We start from the raw sequence: 25547 nt of genomic DNA on the forward strand, positions 1-25547 counted from the left end.
TACGTAGTTAAATACATATTTCCAAATTGAATTTTATATTTAAAAAATTTTAACCTATTTTTTTAAGGTAACAGTTTGTATTTATTCAATTCTTTAATCAAAAAACAAATCATATTTTATTTATATCGTGATATTTAAGTAATTTTCAGACATTAATCAGACTAATACCAGAAATCGAATGAAAATAGAAAATATAAAGCCATTTAACGGGCAGCATTGCGAAACAACAGCAACAGGAACTTTATTACTGCAACTTGGGATAGGTCTATCTGAACCTATGCTGTTCGGATTGGGTGAAGGCCTCGGTTTTATCTATTGGAATATGAAAACAATGGACTTCCCTTTCATTGGAGGCCGGGTAAAACCTGATGTGCTGACTCAAAATATAGCTAGAAATCTGAATCTGGAATTAACTGTGAAAGAAACTTCTTCGCCTCAAAAAGCATGGACTGCTGTGAAAGAACTTCTTGATAATAGACATGTTGTTGGATTAAAAATGGACTGCTTTCATTTGGAATATTTTTCAAACCCATTTCATTTTGCAGGACATTATGCTGCCGTTTATGGATATGATCATCAAAATGCTTTCCTGGTTGATACCAGACAACAGGGCGTACAGGTTCAGACTTCTTTAAAAAGTCTGGCCATGGCACGTGCTGAAAAAGGACCTATGGCCTCTAAAAATCTCTATTATACCCTAAAAAAATCAGATAAAGAATTTGATTTGAAAGAGGCTGTCTTCACTTCTATCAGAAATAATTCCATCGAATACCTGAATCCACCTATAACCAATGTAGCTTATAAAGGAATTTTGAAAACAAGCACTGAGATTATCAAATGGTTCCATACCAGTAAGAATATTGAAGATGAATTTGGACTTTCAGCGATGATGATGGAAAAAGCAGGAACCGGCGGAGCATTGTTTAGGAACCTTTACCGGGACTTTTTAAAAGAAAGCTATAATTTATTTAAACTTGAGCAATTCCAAACAGGATATGAAGCCTTTTCTGAAATTGCAGAACACTGGACAACTGTAGCTCAGTTATTTGAGAAAGTGAGCAAGACAAAAGATTTTAAATATATTCAGGAAGCATCAGAAACTTTAAAAATACTATCTGTTCAGGAAAGAAAAGCAATGGAAATATTAGGAACAATATAGACACTTTTGCATCCAACATAAAAAAACGTGTGCCATCTCTGACACACGCATTTATTATTTATTACAAGATACTGTTTATTTCCAGCCTCCACCCAGAGCCTGATAGAGCTCAACGGCAGCCTTCATTTTATTATATCTCGCATTGGAAATATTCAGTTCTGCATTCAATGAATTAACACTGGCATTCAGAACTTCAAGATAGTTAGCCATCCCGTAGTTGACCAATTCCTGGGAATATTCTACAGAATTTTTGTAGGCATTCAGTTCTTTTTGCTTCAAGTCAATAAATGAATCCTGAACGGAGAACACTCTGATAGCATCTGAAACTTCTTTTCCAGCGGTAAGCACTGTTTTTCTGAAGTTCAGATAAGCAGTTTCCTGATTGGCAAGACTTACATCATAGTTAGTCTTGATGGTTCTTTTGTTCAGAATAGGTTGAGCTAATCCTGCCACTACATTCGCAAATAATGAGTTTACATTAAACAGGTGATCGATATCTACAGATTGAAGACCACCGGTTCCTGTAAGCTTTAGTGTAGGATAAAACTGGGCTTTTGCAGCATTGGTAAGCTCAAATGCATTCATCAAGTTGTACTCTGCTCTCATGACATCCGGACGGTTAGCTAATAATTGTGCCGGATATCCTAACTTAAGATCAATTGGAAGATTCTGTCCTTCCAGCGTAGATCTTTCAATAGTATGAGATGGTTCTCCCATCAAAAGGCTCATCGTATTTTCAAGCAATTGGATCTGTGTATCAATATCGATTAATAAAGATTTAGCATTGAATACAAGCGCTTCACTCTGTTGCACGGCTACCTCTGTAAGGGTTCCGGAAGCTTTCAGAGCTTTTGTGGTTTCCAGGTTTTTCTCACGAATAGCAATTGTTTCTGTAATGATCTTTTTCTGTGCATCAAATGTCAACAACTGGTAATACGCAGAAGCAATGGAAGAAACAAGACTGCTTTTCACAGCTTTATGCGCTGCTACCGTTCCAAAATACGCTGCTACCTGTGCTTTTTCCTGTGCCTTCATTTTTCCCCAGATATCAGCTTCCCAACCTAAGGTGGCTGTAATATCAAACTGGTTCACGTAACGTCTTTCTCCGATAATCTGCCCAAATTGGGTATTAAGAGACTGTGTCTGGAAAGTATAATTGGGTCCTACAGAAAGAGTTGGAGCATAGGCAGCCTTACTTTGTTTAAGATAAGCTTCTGCAGAACTGATACTTTGTAAAGCAATCCTAATGTCCAGGTTATTGTCCAAAGCTTTGGAAATATGCCCCTGAAGTATTGGATCTGTAAAGATTTCCTTCCAGGAAACATTCGCTACACTGGTACTGTCTGAAGGAAGCATATCTGTACGGAAAAGCTTTTCATCAACAACGTTCTTCGGCCTTTCGTATTCCTTTCTGGCCATACAGGACGTGATGGCTCCCAGCATAATGGCTGAGAAAGTTATTCCTTTTATGATGTTTATTAAACTCTTCATTGTTTAAAATTAGAAGTTAGAAATCAGAGGTTAGAAACTGAACATGAAAAAATTCTAAGTTCAGTTCCAGCTTCTCTAATTTATTTTTACTCGGCTAAATTGATGTCTTCTTTTTTAATAGGTTTGATCTTTTCCTGTATAGATTCAAAAATCACATACAATACCGGAATTACAAATAATCCCAATACCGTTCCTATCAACAATCCTATAGCTGCACCGGTTGCAATGGATCTGTTACCTACAGCTCCAATTCCACTTGCTAAAACCAACGGTAATAAACCGAAGATAAAGGCAAATGATGTCATTAGAATAGGTCTTACCCTAGCTTTAGCAGCATTGATCGCAGACATTACAATCGTTTCACCATGATGTCTTCTCTGAACAGCAAATTCCACGATAAGGATTGCATTTTTCGCCAATAGTCCCACCAGCATGATCAGTGCAATCTGGAAATAAATATTATTTTCCAAGCCCATCACCTTCTGTCCTAAGTAAGCTCCCATTACCCCTAAAGGAAGAGAAATTACAACAACCAGCGGAAGGATATAACTTTCATACTGTGCAGAAAGGATAAAGTATACAAAGATTAAACTCAATGCAAAGATCAAAAGAGTCTGAGATCCTGAATTTAATTCTTCTCTCGTCAACCCGGTAAATTCTACTGCATAGTTTTGATTCAGGGTTTCACTGGCCACCTGCTGTACGGCAGTAATAGCATCTCCGGAACTGTATCCTTCAGAGTTAGCTCCCGTTACTTTCACAGAGGTAAATAGGTTATAACGGCTTACAGATTGTGGCCCATATGCTTTTGTTAATGTTACAAATTGTGAAATCGGAGACATGATACCTGAACCAGTTCTTATATAAAGTTCGTTTAGATTGTCAATATTCTTTCTGTTTTCAGGGAGTGCCTGAACCATTACTCTGAACTGTTTTCCATACTTGGTAAAGTCAGCAGTATAAATACCACCAATATATCCCTGCATGGTAGCCAGAATATCATTTACAGAAACTCCAAGCTGTTTAGCTAGCGGAACATTAATCTCCATCTGATACTGAGGGTATCTGGTATTGAATGACGTTTGGGCAAACTGAATTTCCGGTCTCTGCATCAACTTACCAATAAATTCATTTGTTTTATTGTCCAGATCAGCATAATCTCCCCCTGATTTGTCCAGCAATACCATTTCAAAACCTGCACTACTACCAAAACCTGGTACACTTGGTGGCTGGAAGAATACTACTTTAGCATCAGGAACAGCTCCTACAATTCCGAATAGTTTTTTCGTAATATCTTCAGAAGTCTGCCCACCTTTTTTCCTTTCTTCAAATGGCTTCAACTTAACAAACGCAAGACCATTATTACTTCCGTTTCCGGATAAGAATCCTCTACCTGTAGAAATGGTAACATTCTGTACCCCCGGAACTTTCAAAGCTTTAGCCTGAAGAGTTTTCAAAGCGTTGTAAGTTCTTTCCATAGAAGCTCCCGGAGGAAGCTGAACGTCTGTAAAGATAATTCCTCTGTCTTCTGTAGGTACAAAACCTTTCTTCATACTGCTGCTTGCCCAGAATAAAATACCTCCGGTAACCGCAAAAATAATCAGGGTTACCCATTTATGTCTTAAAAGGAATACAAATCCTCTTCCGTAACGTTCAGTAGTTGTTTTAAAAGCAATATTGAACTTGTAGAAAAATTTCTGTAGAATATTTAAGTTCTGATATTCTGCATGATGCTCTGCGTGAGGCTTTAAGAATAATGAACATAAAACAGGGCTCAATGTTAATGCATTAATTGCAGAAATGATGATGGCAATAATCAGCGTAATACCAAACTGTTGGTAGAATACCCCTGTAGGACCTGTAATGAAGGTTACCGGGATAAATACAGCTGCCATTACCAAAGTAATAGAAATAATAGCTCCTGTAATTTCATCCATTGCTTCTACCGTAGCTTTTTTCGCATCTGAAATACCGTGCTCCATCTTCGCATGGACGGCCTCGACGACCACAATGGCGTCATCCACCACAATACCGATCGCCAGTACCAGTGCAAATAAGGTTAAGAGGTTCAATGAATATCCGAAGAGATTCAGGAAGAAGAACGCTCCCACAATAGATACCGGAACCGCAATAGCTGGGATCAGAGTAGATCTGAAATCCTGAAGGAAAATATATACTACAATAAATACCAGGATAAACGCTTCAATCAGGGTATGTACTACTTTTTCAATTGAAGCTTCAAGGAATTCGTTGGTATCAAAGTTAAAAGTATACTTGATTCCCTGCGGAAAAGTTCCCTCTGCAGATTTCAGATAAGCTTTGATATTTTTAATAATCTCCTGTGCGTTAGATCCCGGAGTCTGGAAGATCCCCATACTGATGGAAGGATTGTTTCCGTTTTCCCCGACACCAGTGTAAGACTGACCTGCCAGTTCTACTTTGGCAACATCTTTCAGCATCAGGTTTTGTCCGTTTGCAAGGGCTTTAATGATGATATTATCGTACTGTTCTTTATCGTTAAATTTACCTACATATTTGATAATGTATTCAAAAGAACTTCCGCTATTTTGTCCGATAGAACCTGCAGCAGCTTCTCTACTCTGCTCGTTGATTGCATTGGTAACATCTGTAGGTGTTACTCCATAGGCAGCCATTTTTGCAGGGTCCAGCCAGATTCTCATCGAGTAGTTCTTACCTCCGAAAACGTTGGCATCCCCTACACCATTTACCCTTTTCAGGTTAGGAATAATATTAATATTCAAAAAGTTCTGAAGATATACGTCATCCAGATCTTTATTTTCAGAATAGAAAGACATATACATCAGGGCGCTGGTCTGCTGCTTCTGCGTTACAACCCCTGAACGGGTTACTTCAGATGGCAGAAGTGGTGTTGCTCTCGCCACACGGTTCTGCACGTTTACTGCAGCAATATCCGGGTCAATCCCTTGTTTGAAGAAAACCTGGATCTGGGCAGATCCGTCATTCCCGGCACTGGAAGTGATATAATCCATTCCTTCCACCCCGTTAATCTGTTCTTCCAAAGGTACTACCACACTTTTCATCACCGTTTCGGCATTGGCTCCCGTATAGTTTGCGGAAACACTCACCGTAGGTGGTGCAATATCCGGATATTGCGTAACCGGTAACGAGATCAGTCCTAGCACACCGAGAATCACAATCAAAATTGAGATTACGGTAGATAAAACCGGTCTGTTAATAAAGTTTTTTATCATTAGAATTTCGGTTTTATAGATTCAACAAGACTGTCCATTTTAATTGGTTTCGGCTTCACAGCTGTACCTGGCTTCAACCCTCCGATACCTGCTGCAATAACTCTTTCACCTTTATTCACTCCTGATTTGATCAACGCTAAATTGTCGATTCTGTCAATAACATTTACAACAACATTTTTAGCTGTATCTCCTTTTTCTATTTTGTATACATATACAATACCCTGCTGCTCGTAAGTAGCACTTTCAGGAACTACAAGAACATTATCATAATGCTGAGGGAATCTGATGGTTCCACTGTTACCATTGCTTAATAATTTTTGAGCATTAGGGAATGCAACCCTGAACTGAATGGTTCCCGTTGTAGGATCAATCTGGCCTGTGATGGCTTCAATTCTTCCTTTTTCAGGATAAAGGCTTCCGTTGGCTAACTGAAGCTCTACCATTGGTAAATTTTTGATTTTCTCAGGCATAGAAGCTCCTGGAGCTTTTTCAAGGAAGTTGAAATATTCTTTCTCATTCATTGCAAAGTAAGCAAAGATCTCTGAAGTGTCAGAAATCGTTGTCAATGGAGTTTGGTCAGATGGTCCTACCAAACTTCCCACCTTTAACGGAAGTCTTCCGACTACCCCTGAAATAGGCGCACGAATGATGGAATATTCAATATTCGCTTCTACTCCTTTATAATTGGCTTCAGCCTGTCTTTTGGCAGCATGTGCCTGCTGTAATTGAGCCTGAGCCTGTGCAAGTTGAGCCTGAGCAGTCTGCAACTGTACATTACTGATAATGTTTTTCTGAACCAGAGGTTTCAGTTTGTTTACTTCTACCTGTGCAGCATTTACAGATGCCTGTGCAGCAGCAATACTGGATTCAGCAGCTCCAATTCCTGCCTTGGAAGCAGCCGCATTTTCAGTAAGAATATTGGTTTCCAAACGGAACAAAGGCTGTCCTTTGGTAACATACTGTCCTTCATCTACCAGTAACTGGGTAATATATCCCTGTATTTTAGCACGTACATCATTGTTCACTCTACCCTGAATGGTAGCCGGAAACGTCTGATAACCTACTATATTTTTTGCCTCCACAGAAACAACAGGGTACGGCTTGGCACCATCCTGTTTCGGAGCTTCTTTTTTGCAGGCTGTGAGAGAAAGCGCTGCCATTGAAAGTATAACTAGCTTATTATTCATTTTATAGTTTATTAAGAGATTCCTGAATATTTTCTATGTTTTTATTTAAGAGTGCTTTGTAAACTTCTATTCTTTCGTTGTATCCATCGTCTTTACTTTTTTTAAAATTGTTTAAATCATCTAATAGCTTTAATTCGTCCTGCATTTTTTGGACAATTTTCTCAAATCGAATTTTCTTGTATTCATCATTGATGAAAAAATACCGTTTCCGCTCATCCATTTTGTTGTGATCTACAATAAGTTGTGCATTCAATAACAATGAAATACTTGTAGAAACAGAACTTTTACTCGCAGAAAGCACTTCAACAAACTCATCAAAAGTAATTCCTACTTTCTCATAATCAAAAAGAAGGTAGGAATAGATTTTGAGGCTAATGGGGGTAGGTTGAAAATGGTGCCGTAGAACTTTACGGCATCCTGAAAAATTTTCTCATCAATTTCTATACTTTGGTGCATAATATAAAAATTTGAACAAATGTAAAAATTAGTTCAGAACCAAACGAACAAAGCTGATAGAGATTATAAATAAAGAGCGTTTTAAAAATTCAATGAAAGTTGATTTAACTTTTTGCTTAAATTATAATCTTCTCAAAAGCCTTTCTCAGCCCATCCTTTAAAAGGACCTCTCCGCAATAGGAATATCCTTTGCCTTCAAGGATCTTCAGCATTGCAATATTATCATGGTTGGTATCTACTTTTACACTTTGGATTCCATTAGATCTTGTGAAGTCTTCAATGTGATCAAAAAGCTTCTTAGTCATACCCTGTCCTGCAAATTTTTCATCAATCGCCACACGATGTACCACTACAAATTCTCCATCGCTCAGCCAGGCTCCTTCAATTTTACTGTATGCAGGCTCATCATTAAGAATTAAAGCTGCATACACTGCAATTTTTCCGTCTACTGTAAGCACATATCCGAAACCTTTTGCAATATCGCTTTCTACTGTATCAAGATTAGGATAGCCATTCTGCCATTGTGTGCTTCCGTCCTGTCTTCTTCTTTCAATGGATTGCTGGATGATTCCCCAAATAATGTCTCTGTCTTCAATTTCCGATTTTCTTAGTTTGATTTCTGGATTCATGTTGTTGATTTTGATTAAAAAAACATCAAGTTAAAAAGTTAAAAGTCTGAACTACTTATCTTTGATTATCTGAACTAAAGTCCGCTTTTTATTAACGCAAATATTTTATTTATAAAGCTTAAGATTTTAAGTGAGCAAAGATTGTGACTTCGTCGTTGAATAAGCGGATGGCTGTGCGATCACTTCATGAGAATCAATTTCATTGATTCTTTCTTTGCTTTCTAAAAAATATAGCATAAGGTTACTAAAACTTTGTGTCAAATTTAAATCAGACCAATACTAGCTTTTGGTTCTGATTGATAATAATAGTTTCTTCAAATTATCTTTTAAACATTTAGTTTTTTAATAATTTAATAATTGATTTAATTAAAAAACCGAAAACTAATTAGAAATTAATTTTCGGTTCGAAGTAGTAAAATTTAAAATTATGAAATTGTTTTAATAATTTTCATTTTGTTGAAGATAAGCATCAATAATTTCAAATGCTTTCTTCTCGTCCTGCAGATCCACCATTACCTTTAGCGATGTTGCTGTAGGTGTTGTGGTAAATGTAAGATAGTTGTTTTCAACAGAGTTTGTAATTTGTGCATCATCCAATTTAGACTTAACCAACTGAATTTCTGAAGGGTTATCACTTTCGTAAACTGATACTCTCGTACTTCTTTCCATATTCTAATTGTTTGAGTATCTAAATGTACAATGTTTTTTTGAAAATTACAAATCTTTGTTTTTAAATTTTATTAATATTGCTTTCAATTTTATCTAATGCCAGCTGAATTTCTTCTTTGGTAACATTAAGGTGTGGTCTGAAACGTAAAGACTGATCACCACAAGGAAGAATGATTAATCCGTCATTGAATAATTCAGTCATCATCTTGTTTCTGTCTGCTCCAGATGGAAGATCAATGGCACACATTAATCCTCTTCCTCTTGCATTGGAAATTTTTGATGGATATTTCTCAGCTAATGCTTTTAAGCTTTCTAATAGGAAATCTCCTACAACTCTTGCATTTTCTACAAGGTTTTCTTTTTCGATGACTTCCATTACCAATTGGAAACGTAGCATATCGATAAAGTTTCCTCCGAATGTAGAGTTGATTCTTGAACTTTCTCTGAAAACGTTGTTCGGAACTTCGTCAAATTTCTCCTTGTTAGCCAATACTCCACAAACCTGAGCTTTTTTACCGAAAGAAATGATATCCGGCTTAGCAGTAAAATGCTGGAATGCCCACATTTTACCTGTAATGGCAATCCCTGTCTGAACTTCGTCAAAAATTAGTAAGATTTCATTGTCATCACAGATCTTTCTTAAACCTAATAAGAATTCATCTCTGAAGTGGTTGTCACCACCTTCTGCCTGAATAGGTTCAATGATGATACAAGCTACTTTATCAGGATTCATCAGAATTGCTTCTTCAATCTGAACTAAAGCTAATTGCTCTTGTTTAATTGTTTCAGCTAAATTCTCCTCTGTAATTGGGAATGATAATTTTGGATTTAAGATTCTTGGCCACTTAAACATTGGAAAGTATTGGTACTTTCTAGGATCTGAAGTATTTGTTAAACTTAAAGTATAACCGCTTCTTCCGTGGAAAGCCTGTTTGAAGTGAATACAGATTCCTGCTTCAGTATCAAGACCTTTTTCAAAGTTTTTACGTGTTTTCCAGTCGAAGCAAGCTTTCAATGCGTTTTCAACGCCTAAAGTTCCCCCTTCGATAAAGAAAGCATATTGTAATTCCTGAGGAATAACTACTCTTTCAAATACTTCTAAGAAGTGAGCATATTCTTCTGAGTAAACGTCTGCCAATGTTGGTTTATTAACAGCCATTCTTCCCAACCATTCTGATCTTTCTACAAGATACGGGTGGTTGTACCCGATGGAAGCTGATGCAAACATAGAGAACATATCCAGGTATTCTCTGTCTGTAAGTTTATCGTAAAGCCATGATCCGTGAGATTTTTCAATGTCCATCACGAAATCGAAACCGTCTGCCAACACGTGTTTTCCAACTGTTTCTTTAACTTTATTTGCTTGTATATCTAATGTGTGTTCCATAATAAATTGTTGTGTGATTTAATAAGTGAATGATTAAGCAATCAAAAGACTGAGCATTCAATCATTCAGGTTATTAAGTTTTTTATAGTTTTTTGGTTGCTTTAAGTAAAGCTTTTATAAATCAAATTTAATCCCCTGTGCTAAAGGAAGTTGTGCAGTGTAATTTATAGTATTAGTTTGTCTTCTCATATAATACTTCCAGGCATCAGATCCAGATTCTCTACCTCCGCCGGTTTCTTTTTCACCTCCGAAAGCGCCTCCGATTTCTGCACCTGAAGTACCAATATTTACGTTTGCAATTCCACAATCTGAACCTGCATGAGAAAGGAATAATTCTGCTTCTCTAAGGTTTTGAGTCATGATAGCAGAAGAAAGTCCCTGCGGAACATCATTCTGAATTGCAATAGCTTCTTCTAATGTTTTGTATTTGATTAAATATAAAATTGGGGCAAATGTTTCATGCTGAACAATCTCATAAGAGTTTTTCACTTCAGCAACACAAGGCTTCACATAGCATCCGGATTCATATCCTTTTCCAGATAAAACACCACCTTCAACAACGAATTTTCCACCTTCTTTTTTACATTTCTTGATAGATTCTTCGTACTGATTTACGGCATCAACGTCAATTAGTGGTCCTACATGATTAGCTTCATCCAATGGATTTCCGATTTTCAATTGTCCGTAAGCTTTTACAAGTCTTGTTTTTACTTCATCATATACATCTTCGTGGATAATCAGTCTTCTTGTAGAAGTACATCTCTGCCCTGCAGTACCTACCGCTCCGAAAACAGCTCCGATGATAGACATGTTAAGATCTGCTTCTTTAGTAATGATAATCGCATTGTTACCACCTAATTCAAGGATAGACTTCCCGAATCTTTCTGCTACTTTAGAAGAAACCATTCTTCCTACTCTTGTAGAACCTGTGAAAGATACTAAAGCTACTCTTTTATCATCCACTAATTTCTGTCCGATTTCGTGATCAGCTACCAATACACTTGAAATTCCTTCTGAAAGGTTGTTTTCTTTCAAAACTTCATTCATAATATTCTGACATGCAATGGCACAAAGCGGAGTTTTTTCTGATGGTTTCCAGATTGTCACGTTACCGCAGATCCAAGCTAAAGCTGTGTTCCAAGACCAAACTGCTACCGGGAAGTTGAATGCAGTGATGATTCCCACTACCCCAAGCGGATGGTATTGCTCGTACATTCTGTGACCAGGTCTTTCTGAATGCATTGTATATCCCTGAAGCTGTCTTGAAAGTCCTACTGCGAAATCGCAGATATCAATCATTTCCTGTACTTCTCCAAGTCCTTCCTGCAAAGATTTACCCATTTCATAAGAAACAAGTTTTCCAAGATCATCTTTATATTCTCTTAACTTTAACCCAAGCTGTCTTACGATCTCTCCTCTCTTAGGAGCCGGGATCAGCCTGAATTCCTGAAATGCCTTTTGAGCTGTTTCAATTACTTTGTCATAATCACTTTCTCCGGAAGTCTTTACTTTAGCAATTAATTTCCCGTCTGCAGGAGATACGCTTTCTATCGTCTTTCCTGAAGCGAAATATTTACCGCCCACTGAAGTCCCTTTATTCTCTTCTTTAATACCAAGGTTTTTGAGTGTTTTTTCGATTCCGAAATCCTTTACTTTTTTTGACATAAAATCTTACTTTTCGTTCTCTCTAAAGATAAAAATATTATGCGAACCTCAAAACTTTAATTTTTTAATATGCTTTTTATTTGGACTAATTATAAACATGCTTATCTTTGTAGGGTAATCTTTTTGACAATCACCGATGGAAAATTCACAAGAAAATAACTCAAAGTTTAAAAAGTGGTTCAAGCGTGTGGGATGGGCAGGGTTTGCTTTCTTTACCATTAAAGGCTTGATTTGGCTCGTTATATTCTACTTTGGAGCAGATTCGCTTCAGAGTTGTATGAAATAAAAAAGCAGAGAAAGATTTCTCTGCTTTCTTTTTTATAAGGTTAATTAGAATGATTAATTTCTTTTAACACTGAAGAAAAATTGATAATAAATTAAACACTTTCATATTCATACCATATCAATTTTCTCATTTTAATGAATTAAAACCATTTTCCTTCGGCTTTATCTTCCCCATTTTTGCCTTCAAAGCTAGTCTTTTTTCTTCCTCCCCGAGTTAACAAGGCTTTGATGCAGGAGATATTCAATCTGACCATTCACACTTCTGAATTCATCATTGGCCCATTTTTCGAGGAGCTTATAGGTAGACTCATCTATCCTTAAGACAAAGGATTTCTTGCCTTTGTTTTCCGAAGTGTTCTGAGCTTTTTCTGATTTCATTATTCTTGTTTTTGATGCAAGACGCATTGGGTTATATTCCAGCTTTATAACTTCAATAAAACGGGAACGATTAATTTTTACAGCTAGTTATACAATGTTCCTGCATTCAATACTGGTGTTGCCGCTTTTTCGCCACAAAGAACCACCATTAAATTGCTTACCATTGCTGCCTTTCTTTCATCATCAAGCTCAACAATATTTTCTTCAGAAAGCTTTTTCAAGGCAAGATCTACCATTCCAACCGCTCCTTCCACAATTTTTGTTCTTGCCGCCACAATAGCGGTAGCCTGCTGTCTTTGAAGCATTGCTCCTGCAATTTCAGAAGCATACGCTAAATGCGAGATTCTAGCCTCCTGGATTACGATTCCAGCTTTTGAAAGACGGTCTGTAAGTTCCTGTTCCAAAATAGAATTGATTTTGTCTCCTCCTTCTCTCAATGTAATCGGAGCATGATCGTCTTCCAGATTATCGTACGGAAAGCTCATCGCCAAATGACGCACAGCTGCTTCACTCTGCATCCTTACAAAGTCTGAATAACGTTCTACATCAAAGGCAGCTTTATAAGTATCTCCTACTTTCCATACCATTACTACTGCAATTTCAATAGGGTTTCCCATCTTGTCATTTACTTTCAAAGTCTGTCCCTGTAAGTTTTCTGAACGCAGTGACATCTTCTGAGAGGAATACAATGGATTGATAAAGAATAATCCGTTGTCTTTTACAGTTCCTACATACTTTCCAAAGAAGTTCAATACTCTTGAATGATTAGGCTGAATAATCATTAACCCTTTCAAGAAAAAGCATGCCAACAGAAAGCATAACATAGCAATAACAACGTATGTAATACTCTGATCTACTCCTGAAATAAAAAAATATGCTGCAGCAACGAAGAGTACCAAACAGATCACTAATGTAAGATAACCCGACATGGGTTTTAATGTTTTTCCATGATTGAATTTTTATTTTGATATTAATTTGATATCATAAAGGTAGCAATATTTTTTGAATTCTGAATGATAAATTTTGATTTTTTGATGTAGGGTGAGGTACGAGTTACGTGTTTCGAGATCTCAAAACGTATCAGTAATCATAGTTTTTTAGCAATATAAAATCAATACCAGATAAAGTAAACGCGAGGTTCACTAAGAGTTTATGAATTATAATGAAAAAGAACGCAGAGGCGTTTCACTCAGCTAAAAACCACACTTTGCTAAACGAAGTGCCCTTGCGAACGGAAAATGAAAAAGCTAGTATAATCAGCCTTGCGAACATAGCGTTAAAACTAATTCAACATTTAGAATAACTGATTTAATTTTTGCATTAACAGACTGAAAAAAAAGAGAAATAATAGAATTTATAAAATCACAGATGACTTAGGCACAAAAAAATCCCGGAATTGATTTCCGGGATTTTAAGTGATATGTTTTAAAGATTATTTCTTCGTTAAAGTTTTAAACTTGAAATAAGAAACGACTGCTAAAGTAATCATTGTAGCGATTCCGATATATACCCAAGCTGGTACTGGTACCGGATCTCCTGCTGCATATGAGTGAAGTCCACTTAGGTAGTAGTTTACCCCAAAATAGGTCATTACCATTGAACAGAAAGCAAACATGGTTGCTACGTGGAACGCCCATCTGCTTCTTAATCCTGGAACTAATCTCATGTGTAATACAAAAGCGTACACCATAATGGAAATGAAAGCCCAAGTTTCTTTCGGGTCCCAGCTCCAGTATCTACCCCATGATTCGTTAGCCCAGATCCCTCCAAGGAAGTTTCCTACCGTTAAAGCAAAAAGACCAATTGTTAATGACATTTCAGAAACAATTACCAGTTCTTTCAGGGTTGTATCATGGTGAATTTTATAAGTTTCTTTGCTTGAAATAATATAGAATATTAAAGATAGTACAGCAATAATCATTGACAGGGCAAAGAAACCATAACTAGATACAATGATCGCCACGTGAACAATCAGCCAGTAAGACTTCAATACCGGAACCAGTGGCGTGATCTGTGGATCAAGTGCTGAACCTCCGTGTGCAAATCCCATCATAATTACAGCTACCATGAATCCTGATGCAGGAATCAAGGCATTTGAATTTCTATACAATGCAAAACCTGCTGAAATACCTACCCATGAGATGAAGATAATTGCTTCATATCCGTTACTCCAAGGTGCGTGTCCTGAAATATACCATCTTGCTATAAGCCCCAGGAAGTGGAATACATATCCTATAGCCCCAATAGCAATAATTGTTTTAATTACTTTGTTTAAAGTTTTATTAGGCTTGAATAGCTCAACAAAACCTAAAATTAAAAGAAGACCTCCGATAATCGTATAGAAAATCAATAATTTAAAGTTGATATTCACATTGTTCATGAATACTTCAAGATCTACTTTAGATTGATCAGGAACAACAGCTTTCCCCCATTTCTTCTGATAATCTGAAAGTTTTACCAATTCAGAATCTGCTTTGCTCCAATCTCCCGATCTCTGCGCACCGATAACTTCTGAAAAATAAGGTCCCATTACCTGCTGAGACTCCATATCCGGTTCAAACTTCTGATCCAACCATGAGTGCCAAGTGTGATTAGCATCATTTTTCACAGGAACGATTCTTAAGAACTGACCACTGAAAAACTCATTAAAGATCTGAACTCTTTCGTTAAGTTTAATCACCTGCTTGTCATATTCAGACTGATCTGCCGGCTTTTTAGCAAAAGCTGCGTTATAGTCTCTTTCCAGAACATAAGACAACATTCCAGTTCTTTTATCTACAGGGAATAAGTTCAGTAAAGAAGTATACCCCTCTTCATTGGCTTTTGTTTTTTCAAGAAGTGCTTTCCCACCCTTTTCATCAACTTTGATTAGAGGAACTGATGTCCAGCTTTCCGTATCTGTATTGATAGAAAGGAACCATTGGTTAGCATCAAGAGATTTTCCGTCTGTTCCTTTGAAGGTATCATGCTTGTAAAGTTTTCTTAAAACCTCTAAAGCCTGTGTGTTCATTGGAATAATACGTCCTTCGAAGTTCTGAACCAAAAGGTAACCGAATTTCTCTGCGTGTTCTTTGCTGATTTTATTTCTTCCAATGATCTCATCAGCTGAAATGGTTCTCATTTTCCCCATTGGAGAGGCTAATGAGTTTTGTTTTATCTCACTGTCCTGAGCTGTTTTAGTTTCAGGTGCTGGTGCTGTATGTGTATGCCCATCACCTTCTACATGTACATGTTCTCTGCTTCCGTCAGTTGTTCCATGGGTTTCAATTTTCTGAGCATTCAGTCCTAAACTTAAGAATAATAAAAATACTGCTGCAATTTTCTTTTTATTAGCATCTTTCAGCATTTTATTTAATTTCCAGAAGTGCGTTCCTTTCCAGAAGAAGATCACAAACATCCCTAAGAATAATAATCCGTATCCGATATAGGAAATTAAAGTTCCCCAATAATCGTGGTTTACAGATAATACCGTTCCCATTCTGTCCGGATCAAAACTTGACTGGAAGAAACGGTATCCTTTATAGTTTAGAACGTGGTTCATATAAATTTTATAAGGAGTTTCTTTTCCTTCATCAACAATTTTCACGTGACTTTCGTATGCACTTGGAGAGTTACTTCCCGGATACGTTTCCATAACGAAATCATCTAATTTTAATGCAAAAGGAGTATTGTAAACTTTTGGCCCGAATCCAACCATAATGTTCAATCCGTCCATGGTAATTTGTTTGTATGCATTTGGATTTCCTTTTTCCACAAAAAGGTCAACCAATTGTTTTGTTTTTGGCCCCTGTAATTCAATCTGAAGCATATCCGGTACGTTGATATCTTTCTTTCTATCACCTTCAATAGCCATCAGCTTTCCTTTTTTAAGGCCTTCAGGTACTACCAGTTTTAATTCATTGATTGTATATAAACTTCTCAATGCTAAAGGCTGGAATTCATCTTTTACAGTATTTCCGGTAGCCTGAGTTGCCATAGTCATGAAACTTGCATCTACTGGAGTTTTGATGAATAATTTACCACCTTCATTTTTGAATTCAACAGCTCCTTCAATCGCTCTGTTGAAAGTTACCAAAGTTCCGTTAATTGATTTTGTATCTCCGGCTTTGATATAAATGTTCTGTCTTCCTGTTTTTCCTGTTGAAACCAGGTGAAGATATTCAGTTCCGTTAGGCTCAGCCAATAAGCTGTCTTTTTTTCTCTGAATATATTCTTTTGCAAAGATCTTTACTTCTTTTCCGTGGAAGTCGTAAGTGGCATTAAGATCTTTGTGAAGTGGAGACATCAGATAAGGAATATCCTGATAGTTAAGGACATCTCCTTTTTCCTCGATCTGGATTTTAAGGAAATTTTTATCCGTTACAATTTCGTTGGATGTTTCCCCTTCTCTGATGTGCATTGTGCCCTCAAAACTGATGTATCTTGTGATGGCACCACCAATGAAAATGAATACAAAGGCAAGGTGAAAAACCAAAACCGGCCATTTATCCTTTTTCCACAGTCTGTATCTTCCGATATTTCCTATGAAGTTAACGATAAGCAGCACCATGATGAGTTCAAACCATTTCGCCTCATAAATTAATGCTTTTGCTGTAGGAGTTCCGTAGTCGTTTTCTAAGAACGTTGCATAGGCCATTGCGAATGCATAAACCAGTAACAATACAGCCATTGTCCTGGTTGAGATAATAATATCTTGGAGCTTCTTCATGTTGATATGTACTTGACATGCAAAAATAAGGATGATAAACCATAAAGCACTGAAAAAAAGCTGTTTTTTGTCACTTTGATCCCGGTTTTCCTTATTTTGAATCGTTCTTAATAATATTAGAGTTATTGTAAAAAAATCAATTTCTAACACCGAAAGAATACAGATTCATAATACCTATATCAGTGATTGAAGACTTCTATTTGTGATTTATATTTTTTCATCTTAAAACCTCAGAAAAAAAGTTTGTTAAAAGCTCTTTACTGATTTCTGGTTTATAGATAAAATCGTGTGAACCATTTTCTATTGTCTGAAAATTCCATCCTTTTGCTTTAGATTTATTTTGGTTATAAATCTTCATCACCTCATTATAACCAAACACATAATCATCTTTTGCACTAATCGTATATAGTGGATGATCTTTTGTGATATTTTCAAATGGAATAGCACCAATATTTAACACGGGATTGGGAGCAAAGGCATAAAAAGCTTTAAATGGAGTTTCTTTCCGTGATGCAAACCAAAACGCCGCAGTTCCACCATTAGACATTCCGCCCAAATAGATTTTATTTTTATCTACGTTATATTTCTTTTCAACATCATTCAGGATGGTAAAAATATTTTCAAAGGCTTTCTGCTGATTCATCCAGCCAAAATCTTTTTTAGCAAAAGGATATACAATAATGGCATTGAAACCGCTCCCAACAGAAAAAATAGGTTCTTTTTTTACTCCTGGGTTTTGATAGTAAAATTCATTAATTGTATTTACACCCCCATGAAGGAAGAAAATAACTTTTATGGGCTTTGAAGATTTGTATCCCTTCGGTACAAAAACGATATAGGGAACCTTCATTCCTTCTGCTTCTGTAAAATATAAAGCAAATCCTGGTGAAGCCTGATTAAAAGGAATATTTTCTGTAATCTGGTTTTTAACGATCTCCTGATTCCATTGTTCGGTTTCCTGCTTTTTAAGCTTTTCAATCTGAACCAGCTTATTTTCCATATCTCCCAACAGCTGCTTAAATTCTATATTCTGATTAAGATTTTTAAATCGTTCATTGGTTTGTAAAAAACTTATTTCATCCCTACTTTTCCCTAGTCCCAGCTTATACCCTTTCTTAAGCCATTCAACAGCAGTTTTTGTGTCATTACAATTAGCAGCAGCAGAAGCAGCACTTACATAATCATAAAGTCCAATTTCTGTTTGCAGATTAAAAGCTTTTTTAAAATTTGAAAGTGCATCACAATATTTTTTTGCCTGCAAATTTGTTGCAGCTTTGTTCATCAAAGTTTCATAAGACTGTGAAAATGCATTTGAGAAACACAGCAAGCATGATAATAATATTGTTTTCATGTTATTTTAATTTAAAAATAAACAATCATTTTTATTCTTTACCGAGATTACTTGAAGACATTTGGTTATTTATTTTTCCAGTGAAATCCGTTTCCTGATTTTGCTTAAAAATTCGTGGGTAATGCCAAGATAGGAAGCTACCTGCTGTTGGGTAAGTTTTTGTTCCAGTCCGGGATATTTCTCCAAAAATTCGATATAGCGTTTATCTGCCGTTTTACCTGTTAAAGAAAGAATTCTTCTCTGTAATGCTACTGATGACCGTTGATTCATGATTCTGAAAAGCTTTTCAATTTGTGGCATGGTTTCATAAAGCGCTTCCTTATCTTTTTTTGAAATCATCAAAACTTCACTGTCCATAAGGGCTTCAATATTTAAAATACTTGGTACATCATTAAGCAGACTGTCAATATCTGTAATCCACCATCCTTCTACTGCAAAATACAAGGTCTGTTCAAATCCGTTTTCATTCAGGTAATAGATTTTAAAACATCCATTCAGAACAAAGCCTTCAAAAAGGCAATAGTCTCCTTCTTTCAGAACAACTTCTTTCTTTTTAAAGCTTCTTAATTGGAAAGGTGCAGAAAACTGCTTGAACTCTTCCTCAGAAAGATCAATATAGCGGCTGATATTCTTATAAAGCAGACTGAACATGATGGTATTTAACAAAAATAAAGATATCAATATTCCTGATATCTTTATTCATTAATAAGACAAATTAACCCTATTTATCTTTTAAGAAATCGTTTGTCTTTACAATATTGGTATAAAGACCTCCGAGAGCAGATATCCCTGCTAAAAATGATCTTTGAACCTCTGATGCTTTTATAACCTGCCCATAAAGTTCCCTGTCTCTTGTTGCTGTAGCATCTCCAATAATGACATTTCTGAACCCGAAATCAAAAGACGCTCTAGTTGTAGATTCTACGCAGACATCTGTCATCATTCCGGTAATCACCAGATTTTTAATATTTTTTGACTGAAGGTAACTTAACAGTTCTGTCTCTCTGAAACTGTTAGGAAAATGTTTCTCAATCACCTTTTCACCAGCTAAGGGAGAAACCAAAGAGTGAATCTCAGTCCCTGAAGTTCCCGGTAAGAAGAAAGTCGCTCCCTCATTGGTTGAAATATGACGGATATGAATGACTGGAAGATTGTTTTTCCTGAAATATTCCAATATCTGCTGAGAGTTTTTGGTTGCCTGTTCAGCTCCTTCTAATGTCATTTTCCCTCCAGGGAAGTAATCGTTCTGTACGTCGATAATTAATAATGCTGTGTTTTCCATTTTTCTTTTTTGTTGTGCGTTCATTGATATCAGTGATAATAAAGCCAGACATAAAGTCAGTTTGTTTTTTAATAGATTTTTCATTGATTCCATTTTATGAGACAAAGCTAGTAAGCTTTACAGTTCTGACATTTGAACTAGTTCAAAAAAGCACATCATTATAAAATAAAAACCGAAGGACCAATCCCCCGGTTTCATACTTTACTTTATTTCCAGTAACTCCATTTCAATCCATCAAATACAGCCATAGTTTTACTTACTGTATCATAACAGATCATTCCGGGATACGGACTTTTAACATTGATATGAGGATCTGCTATTTTGGGTAATATTAAAGCCTTATCTGTAGATTCCAACACCAATACTCCGGGAGCATTTGTTGTAGAATTCCCGATAATTACTCTGTTAGGGCCGGGTACTTCAGTACTAGTATTAAAAGTAGCATTATTAATAGAGCCGGCATCACTAAGTTCAACCCATGCTGAACTATCTTTCATTTTTACAATTTTATCGTTTTTATCCATCAGAATAGTTCCCGCAACAGCATCATTAGGCAGAGTCTCTACGATTGGAAGCATAATGCCATTCGTAGTATTAAGAGCAAAATCGAGTATTCCATCTCCATCCACCATTTCTTTCCCAATTCCAACTTGGGCTGAAACAAATCCTGAAAACAAAAATCCTGTGAGTAATATTATATTTTTCATTATTCTATTTTTGAGTGATTTTTTATTCATTGCAAGATCTTACAATACAATTCCAAGAAGTTCCGTTGTAGAGTTTGATACAATTATCAGCGGTATCAAAAATCAGCATTCCTTCAACCGGAAGAGCAATATTGGCAGCTGTAGTTCTGGTGATCACAAAGCCTTTATTTGTAGATTCAAGAGCAATAAATCCGTTCGGGATAATTGCCGGCCAGTTTGCCTGTAATCCTGCATGCCCCGTAATTCCTAATTTTGTTATACTGTCCGGAGTTCCCGTAGCAGGATCTTTAGTACAGTATGCCTGAAGATTAGTCCCGAAGGTGAAGTACTGATTAGCTGGAAATGAATAATTGAATACAGCTTTACCATTTATAAAGTTTGTGGCAGATATTATTTTCACATTCTGACTAAATCCTGCATCATCCGCAATCATCATAAAAATTTTATCAGTTGCCAATATATCTGTATATCTTGAAAGATCTGCCTGAAGCCATACTGAACCTGAATCGTTCGTTCTCTGAGCCAACCAATTTCTCTGAATAATCTTCCCTGAGGTACCATAATTAACCAAAGGAAGAGCCTGAACATTATTATCACCTGCTACCAAAAAGGTTTTATCCTGAACAAAAGGTGTTCTGCCAGCATCAGCACTGGGTAAAATAAAATTATTTGTAGTAGCCAGTGTGAGCATAATATTATTGTCTTCATTAATACTATTACTTACCCTTTGGTCTAAAACCGACATATCGTCTCTGGCTATTCCAAAAATATTATGATTAAAAGAAGTATTCAAACCGGAATTCCATGTTATCGTCTCATCGGAGCTTAAGTAATTTTGGGGCTGTTCCAAAGTAATTCCATACTTGATGCCAAGATAAGAGTTCACCCTCTGTCTTTCTACGGGAGTCTGCGTTTCGGAATATAAGATAAACTCTCCTATTCTGTCTCCTTCCAATGAAGTGGAGCCAGACCCGGCATCGTTATCCATCAAAAGGACCATTCCCGGATAGTTGTATATGGAAGAAATATCATTTGAAGGGCCACCATAGGTAAGACCATTATTATCAAAAAAATATTTCACATTACCTCCTACTATATCATTATAATAAGACTGAATACTGGGCACATTAGTTCCTACTGTATTGATCGTATTCGTTCCAAAAAATACATCTCCGGATTCTTTTTCATTATAAAATTCAGGACGGTTAGTTCTTGTTCCGAAAAACGGGGACTGCCAAATCCCTGCAATAGCTGTAGGATTAGAACTCCGTGTAGTACCATTCATCACAAAAACAGTTCTGTAGGTAGCTGATGCGGTTCTGGTAAGATGAGTGTATGAAGTAAGTGATTTTGTAACATCATCAGGAAACCCTGACGGAAATTTATATCCTGACCTATAACCATTGGTACTCACAATTTCTATAGCGGGATTAAAATTAAAACTCGGAATTGAAGTTGCAGAACGGTAAACAGGTATGGCTCCCACTCCGGGATCTGCATAGTATCCAGGCATTCCCTGATTGGCAATTCCGTTTACTCCGCCTGTTTTTTGATTTCCCCAAATGGGAACCTGTGTATGATCTGTTGTGGTAGCTGTACCTGCATCGGCTTTCATCCATATCTGTAAATTAGTGGAAACCCCGCCCGGAGACTGAGCCCATACCATACAATTACCCAACAAGAACACAAAGAATAACTGCTTTCTCATTAATGTATCTTTAAAATGTTCGTATCTGTTTTATACTGGTAAATCAAATAAAAGATCACCAGTTCTTTAAGAAAAATGGAATATGGAAATTGATTAAAAAATGAAGATTTATAAAGTTCTTTTTTCGTCAGGCAGAATATCCTTTAAGACCGTAAAAACAACTTATCAATTCTCTATAGATCACAAATATATGAAAAATTTTCACCAATTTAGCAGAAGTAAATCATTTGAAATGTGAATAATATCCATTTACTACTTTAAAATTGACAAATAAAAAAACAACACTTAAGGTAACAATGTATAATAATCACACTTAGACCTATTATTATTGTTTTTTTCATTCAAAATATTTTTTAAATTAAAATTAGATTTCCTTTTAAAGTCTTCATATCAAAGAAATAAAAATCAATTAATATAATTTAACAGCTCAGTATTTGGATAAACAAAAAAAATAACCTTATTTTTATTTCAGCCAATATTTTGCAGCACAAAATATTTTTAAATTAACTTGAAACAATCGCAGTAAAAAGTGGTATTATAAAATGTTTTTTGAAGAAAAAAGATTCCTTTTAGTATTGAAAAAACGTTAAATTTGCCTCATTGATACTTATGGACAAAAAGACACAAAAAAAACCGACTGAATCGCCTGAAAAAGGCAGAATCTTATCTAAGCCACGTATATTTTTCGGGCTTACTTTTATACTGTTCTCCGCTGTTCTCGCCTTATCATTCATTTCTTATTTAATGAACTGGAAAGCGGACCAAAGCCAGGCAGGAACTATGCTGGACAAGAGTATAAAATCTTCAAACATTTTCGGTAAAGCCGGAGACTGGTTTGGAAACATTTTCATATTTGAAAGTATAGGTATAGCCTCATTTATTATAGCATTTTTATTTCTGGTTGTAGGAACCCTGATCCTAAAAAAGAAAACCTTTAAACCCTGGAAAACAATTGGGCATTCTCTGTTCTTTATTTGCTGGCTGCCTATTTTCATGGGGGCACTTACTAAAGGACAAGGTGTACTTGGTGGTGTTTACGGATATCAGATTATGGATTACCTAAATGCCATCATCGGGTCTGTAGGGTTATGGACTGTATTGGCAGCAAGTATTCTTTTGTATTTTATTCTTGAATTTAATCTTCGCCCAAGTTCCATCAAGGCAAAATTGAGCAAAATCAATGAAAATACGATTGGAAAAGTAAAATCCATGATGCCTGACTCTGATGAAGATTTTGAAGCTGATGAGGAATTAAAAGAAGAAATTGATGAGACAGAAACTGAAGAAAAAATGGCAACCAATGTTACAGTAAGTGACATCACCAGTTCTACATCCAATGGCTCTATCAATAAGGTTAGAGAAACGGAACCTGTAAATATTTCAAAAGGCTTTTCTGAAGTTCAGTCAACAGGCAATATTGAGACTATTACAACTCCAAACCATACCTCATTTGACAATGAACCACAAGAGGTTGCTCAGCCTGTAAGTTTAAATCTTTCTACAAAACCAACAATTCCGGTTTCAAGCCCGGAAGATGCTTTTGATATGAACCCGGCTATTTCTATTCCTGTTTCAGCTCCGGCTCCTGTTGTTCCCGTAACATCTGCGCCAGCACAGGAAAACATTAAGTTTAATGTAGAAGTAGCTCCGGTAATTGATATTTTGGATGATTCCGACAAAAAGTCTCAGGAACTTGTAGACAAACATGGTTTATATGATCATAAATTGGATCTTGCTAATTTCCAGATGCCACCTGTTGAATTGTTAAAAGACTATGGTAACGAGGAAATTTCCATCAACAAAGAAGAATTAGAGGAAAATAAAAATAAAATCGTTGGGCTTCTTAAAAACTTTAACGTAGGTATTGCTGAGATTAAAGCAACCATCGGTCCAACAGTTACTTTATATGAAATTGTACCGGAAGCGGGAATTCGTGTGGCTGCTATTAAGAAGCTACAGGATGATATCGCATTGAACCTTTCTGCATTAGGAATCAGAATCATCGCTCCAATGCCAGGAAAAGGAACCATTGGTATTGAAGTACCAAGAAAAAATCCTACGATGGTTTCTATGCGTTCTGTAATTGCCTCTCATAAATTCCAGAATACAGATATGGATCTTCCGGTTGTTTTCGGAAAAACCATTTCTAATGAGATCTTCATGGCTGATCTTTCCAAAATGCCTCACTTACTGATGGCAGGAGCAACAGGACAGGGTAAATCTGTAGGGATTAATGCAATTCTTACTTCCCTACTCTACAAGAAACATCCAAGTGAATTGAAGTTCGTAATGGTTGACCCTAAAAAAGTGGAACTTTCTTTATATTCAAAAATTGAAAGACACTATTTAGCGAAATTACCGGATGCTGAAGAAGCTATTATCACAGATACCAACAAAGTAATCAATACCCTGAACTCTCTGTGTATTGAAATGGACACAAGATATGACCTTCTGAAAAACGCTTTCTGTAAAAACCTTAAAGAGTACAACAAGAAGTTTGCTGAAAGAAAATTAAACCCTGAAAACGGCCACCGTTTCCTTCCTTATATTGTATTGGTTGTAGACGAGTTTGCAGACTTGATTATGACTGCGGGAAAAGAGGTTGAATTACCGATTGCCAGATTAGCACAGCTTGCAAGAGCCGTTGGTATTCACCTGATTGTTGCTACACAAAGACCATCTGTAAACGTAATTACAGGTATGATTAAAGCCAACTTCCCAGCAAGAGCTGCCTTCAGAGTAATTTCAAGTGTGGATTCAAGAACTATTCTTGACTCTCCGGGAGCAGATCAGCTGATTGGTAAAGGAGATATGCTTTACTTCAACGGTAATGAAATTTTAAGACTTCAGTGTGCTTTTGTAGATACTCCTGAAGTAGAAAGACTTGCTGAATTCATTGGAGAACAGAAAGGATATTCATCAGCATTCATCCTGCCGGAATATGTTTCAGAAGATGCAAACAGCTCCGCAGTAGGTGCTTTTGATCCTAATGAAAAGGATGCATTATTTGAAGAAGCAGCAAGGATTATCGTTTCTACACAACAGGGATCTACTTCAATGCTTCAGAGACAATTGAAACTGGGATATAACAGAGCAGGAAGAATTATGGATCAGCTTGAAGCAAGTGGCATTGTAGGTGGATTTAATGGAGCTAAGGCAAGAGAGGTTCTTATCAGTGACCTTCATTCTTTGGAACAGTTTTTGGAAGATCTGCGTAGTTAAAGGAAAATACAAGAATCTTTAACCTTGAAA

General features: G+C 36.4%; 19 protein-coding genes. 2 read left to right on the forward strand and 17 right to left on the reverse strand.

The genetic code is table 11. The annotated features are described in order from the left end of the window. Positions 1-178 precede the first annotated feature (178 nt). Positions 179-1159 carry a BtrH N-terminal domain-containing protein gene (locus BOQ64_RS00210; protein ID WP_129057041.1) on the forward strand — a complete coding sequence of 327 codons (981 nt, stop codon included), beginning with the start codon at positions 179-181 and terminating at the stop codon, positions 1157-1159. 75 nt (positions 1160-1234) lie between these two features. On the opposite strand, the gene BOQ64_RS00215 is transcribed toward BOQ64_RS00210, so the two are convergent. The 17 genes from BOQ64_RS00215 to BOQ64_RS00290 form a co-directional block, all read right to left on the reverse strand. Continuing rightward, a complete protein-coding gene (locus BOQ64_RS00215; RefSeq protein WP_129057040.1) occupies positions 1235-2650 on the reverse strand; it encodes an efflux transporter outer membrane subunit in 1416 nt (471 codons plus the stop codon). An 86-nt stretch (positions 2651-2736) separates the two neighbouring features. Next, positions 2737-5883 (reverse strand): efflux RND transporter permease subunit, encoded by a 3147-nt coding sequence (locus BOQ64_RS00220; RefSeq protein ID WP_129057039.1) that lies wholly within the window; start codon positions 5881-5883, stop codon positions 2737-2739. Further along, positions 5883-7070: an efflux RND transporter periplasmic adaptor subunit gene (locus tag BOQ64_RS00225; RefSeq protein ID WP_129057038.1), complete on the reverse strand. Its 1188-nt coding sequence runs from the start codon at positions 7068-7070 to the stop codon at positions 5883-5885. Before BOQ64_RS00225 ends, BOQ64_RS00220 begins: the two co-directional genes overlap by 1 nt. Before the next feature lies 1 nt (position 7071). Then, complete coding sequence (locus BOQ64_RS23510; RefSeq protein WP_228448007.1) at positions 7072-7215, reverse strand: hypothetical protein; 144 nt, start codon at positions 7213-7215, stop codon at positions 7072-7074. 182 nt (positions 7216-7397) lie between these two features. After that, complete coding sequence (locus tag BOQ64_RS24415) at positions 7398-7526, reverse strand: hypothetical protein (RefSeq protein ID WP_262708709.1); 129 nt, start codon at positions 7524-7526, stop codon at positions 7398-7400. A gap of 116 nt (positions 7527-7642) precedes the next feature. Further along, entirely contained in the window at positions 7643-8155 is a 513-nt protein-coding gene (locus BOQ64_RS00235; RefSeq protein WP_129057036.1) for a GNAT family N-acetyltransferase, read from the reverse strand. 438 nt (positions 8156-8593) lie between these two features. Further along, on the reverse strand, positions 8594-8824 hold the full coding sequence (locus BOQ64_RS00240; RefSeq protein WP_129057035.1) for a DUF2007 domain-containing protein: 231 nt from the start codon (positions 8822-8824) through the stop codon (positions 8594-8596). Between the two features lie 61 nt (positions 8825-8885). Continuing rightward, positions 8886-10211, reverse strand: a complete 1326-nt coding sequence (gene lat, locus BOQ64_RS00245) for an L-lysine 6-transaminase (protein ID WP_129057034.1) — start codon at positions 10209-10211, stop codon at positions 8886-8888. A gap of 114 nt (positions 10212-10325) precedes the next feature. After that, the gene (locus BOQ64_RS00250; RefSeq protein WP_129057033.1) at positions 10326-11876 is read right to left on the reverse strand and encodes an aldehyde dehydrogenase family protein; all 1551 of its coding nucleotides are present in this window, start codon (positions 11874-11876) and stop codon (positions 10326-10328) included. 474 nt (positions 11877-12350) lie between these two features. Continuing rightward, positions 12351-12539: an Arc family DNA binding domain-containing protein gene (locus BOQ64_RS00255; protein ID WP_129057032.1), complete on the reverse strand. Its 189-nt coding sequence runs from the start codon at positions 12537-12539 to the stop codon at positions 12351-12353. Between the two features lie 83 nt (positions 12540-12622). Next, positions 12623-13468, reverse strand: coding sequence for an SPFH domain-containing protein (locus tag BOQ64_RS00260; protein WP_129059599.1), 846 nt, complete (start codon positions 13466-13468; stop codon positions 12623-12625). A gap of 503 nt (positions 13469-13971) precedes the next feature. Then, positions 13972-17247: a cytochrome c biogenesis protein CcsA gene (ccsA, locus tag BOQ64_RS00265; RefSeq protein WP_129057030.1), complete on the reverse strand. Its 3276-nt coding sequence runs from the start codon at positions 17245-17247 to the stop codon at positions 13972-13974. A 217-nt stretch (positions 17248-17464) separates the two neighbouring features. Then, positions 17465-18598 carry a hypothetical protein gene (locus tag BOQ64_RS00270; RefSeq protein ID WP_129057029.1) on the reverse strand — a complete coding sequence of 378 codons (1134 nt, stop codon included), beginning with the start codon at positions 18596-18598 and terminating at the stop codon, positions 17465-17467. 69 nt (positions 18599-18667) lie between these two features. Further along, positions 18668-19249, reverse strand: a complete 582-nt coding sequence (locus BOQ64_RS00275; RefSeq protein ID WP_129057028.1) for a Crp/Fnr family transcriptional regulator — start codon at positions 19247-19249, stop codon at positions 18668-18670. A 70-nt stretch (positions 19250-19319) separates the two neighbouring features. Further along, positions 19320-19964 carry a cysteine hydrolase family protein gene (locus BOQ64_RS00280; RefSeq protein ID WP_129057027.1) on the reverse strand — a complete coding sequence of 215 codons (645 nt, stop codon included), beginning with the start codon at positions 19962-19964 and terminating at the stop codon, positions 19320-19322. A 122-nt stretch (positions 19965-20086) separates the two neighbouring features. Further along, positions 20087-20587: a hypothetical protein gene (locus BOQ64_RS00285; protein ID WP_129057026.1), complete on the reverse strand. Its 501-nt coding sequence runs from the start codon at positions 20585-20587 to the stop codon at positions 20087-20089. Positions 20588-20609: 22 nt separating this feature from the next. After that, entirely contained in the window at positions 20610-22295 is a 1686-nt protein-coding gene (locus tag BOQ64_RS00290) for a hypothetical protein (protein WP_129057025.1), read from the reverse strand. Between the two features lie 609 nt (positions 22296-22904). Here BOQ64_RS00290 and BOQ64_RS00295 point away from each other — a divergent pair. Beyond that, a complete protein-coding gene (locus BOQ64_RS00295; RefSeq protein ID WP_129057024.1) occupies positions 22905-25517 on the forward strand; it encodes an FtsK/SpoIIIE family DNA translocase in 2613 nt (870 codons plus the stop codon). Positions 25518-25547 lie beyond the last annotated feature (30 nt).

Origin of the sequence: Chryseobacterium sp. CH25 (assembly GCF_004119455.1) — a bacterium.
Lineage (GTDB): Bacteria > Bacteroidota > Bacteroidia > Flavobacteriales > Weeksellaceae > Chryseobacterium.

Coding starts and splice junctions, on each gene's coding strand:
- BOQ64_RS00240 (WP_129057035.1), bottom strand. CDS start 8,824: ATGGAAAGAAGTACGAGAGTATCAGTTTACGAAAGTGATAACCCTTCA.
- BOQ64_RS00285 (WP_129057026.1), bottom strand. CDS start 20,587: ATGAAAAATATAATATTACTCACAGGATTTTTGTTTTCAGGATTTGTT.
- BOQ64_RS24415 (WP_262708709.1), bottom strand. CDS start 7,526: ATGCACCAAAGTATAGAAATTGATGAGAAAATTTTTCAGGATGCCGTA.
- BOQ64_RS00215 (WP_129057040.1), bottom strand. CDS start 2,650: ATGAAGAGTTTAATAAACATCATAAAAGGAATAACTTTCTCAGCCATT.
- BOQ64_RS00255 (WP_129057032.1), bottom strand. CDS start 12,539: ATGAAATCAGAAAAAGCTCAGAACACTTCGGAAAACAAAGGCAAGAAA.
- BOQ64_RS00220 (WP_129057039.1), bottom strand. CDS start 5,883: ATGATAAAAAACTTTATTAACAGACCGGTTTTATCTACCGTAATCTCA.
- BOQ64_RS00235 (WP_129057036.1), bottom strand. CDS start 8,155: ATGAATCCAGAAATCAAACTAAGAAAATCGGAAATTGAAGACAGAGAC.
- ccsA (WP_129057030.1), bottom strand. CDS start 17,247: ATGAAGAAGCTCCAAGATATTATTATCTCAACCAGGACAATGGCTGTA.
- BOQ64_RS23510 (WP_228448007.1), bottom strand. CDS start 7,215: ATGCAGGACGAATTAAAGCTATTAGATGATTTAAACAATTTTAAAAAA.
- BOQ64_RS00270 (WP_129057029.1), bottom strand. CDS start 18,598: ATGAAAACAATATTATTATCATGCTTGCTGTGTTTCTCAAATGCATTT.
- BOQ64_RS00260 (WP_129059599.1), bottom strand. CDS start 13,468: ATGTCGGGTTATCTTACATTAGTGATCTGTTTGGTACTCTTCGTTGCT.
- BOQ64_RS00280 (WP_129057027.1), bottom strand. CDS start 19,964: ATGAAAAATCTATTAAAAAACAAACTGACTTTATGTCTGGCTTTATTA.
- BOQ64_RS00295 (WP_129057024.1), top strand. CDS start 22,905: ATGGACAAAAAGACACAAAAAAAACCGACTGAATCGCCTGAAAAAGGC.
- BOQ64_RS00290 (WP_129057025.1), bottom strand. CDS start 22,295: ATGAGAAAGCAGTTATTCTTTGTGTTCTTGTTGGGTAATTGTATGGTA.
- BOQ64_RS00210 (WP_129057041.1), top strand. CDS start 179: ATGAAAATAGAAAATATAAAGCCATTTAACGGGCAGCATTGCGAAACA.
- BOQ64_RS00275 (WP_129057028.1), bottom strand. CDS start 19,249: ATGTTCAGTCTGCTTTATAAGAATATCAGCCGCTATATTGATCTTTCT.
- BOQ64_RS00250 (WP_129057033.1), bottom strand. CDS start 11,876: ATGTCAAAAAAAGTAAAGGATTTCGGAATCGAAAAAACACTCAAAAAC.
- lat (WP_129057034.1), bottom strand. CDS start 10,211: ATGGAACACACATTAGATATACAAGCAAATAAAGTTAAAGAAACAGTT.
- BOQ64_RS00225 (WP_129057038.1), bottom strand. CDS start 7,070: ATGAATAATAAGCTAGTTATACTTTCAATGGCAGCGCTTTCTCTCACA.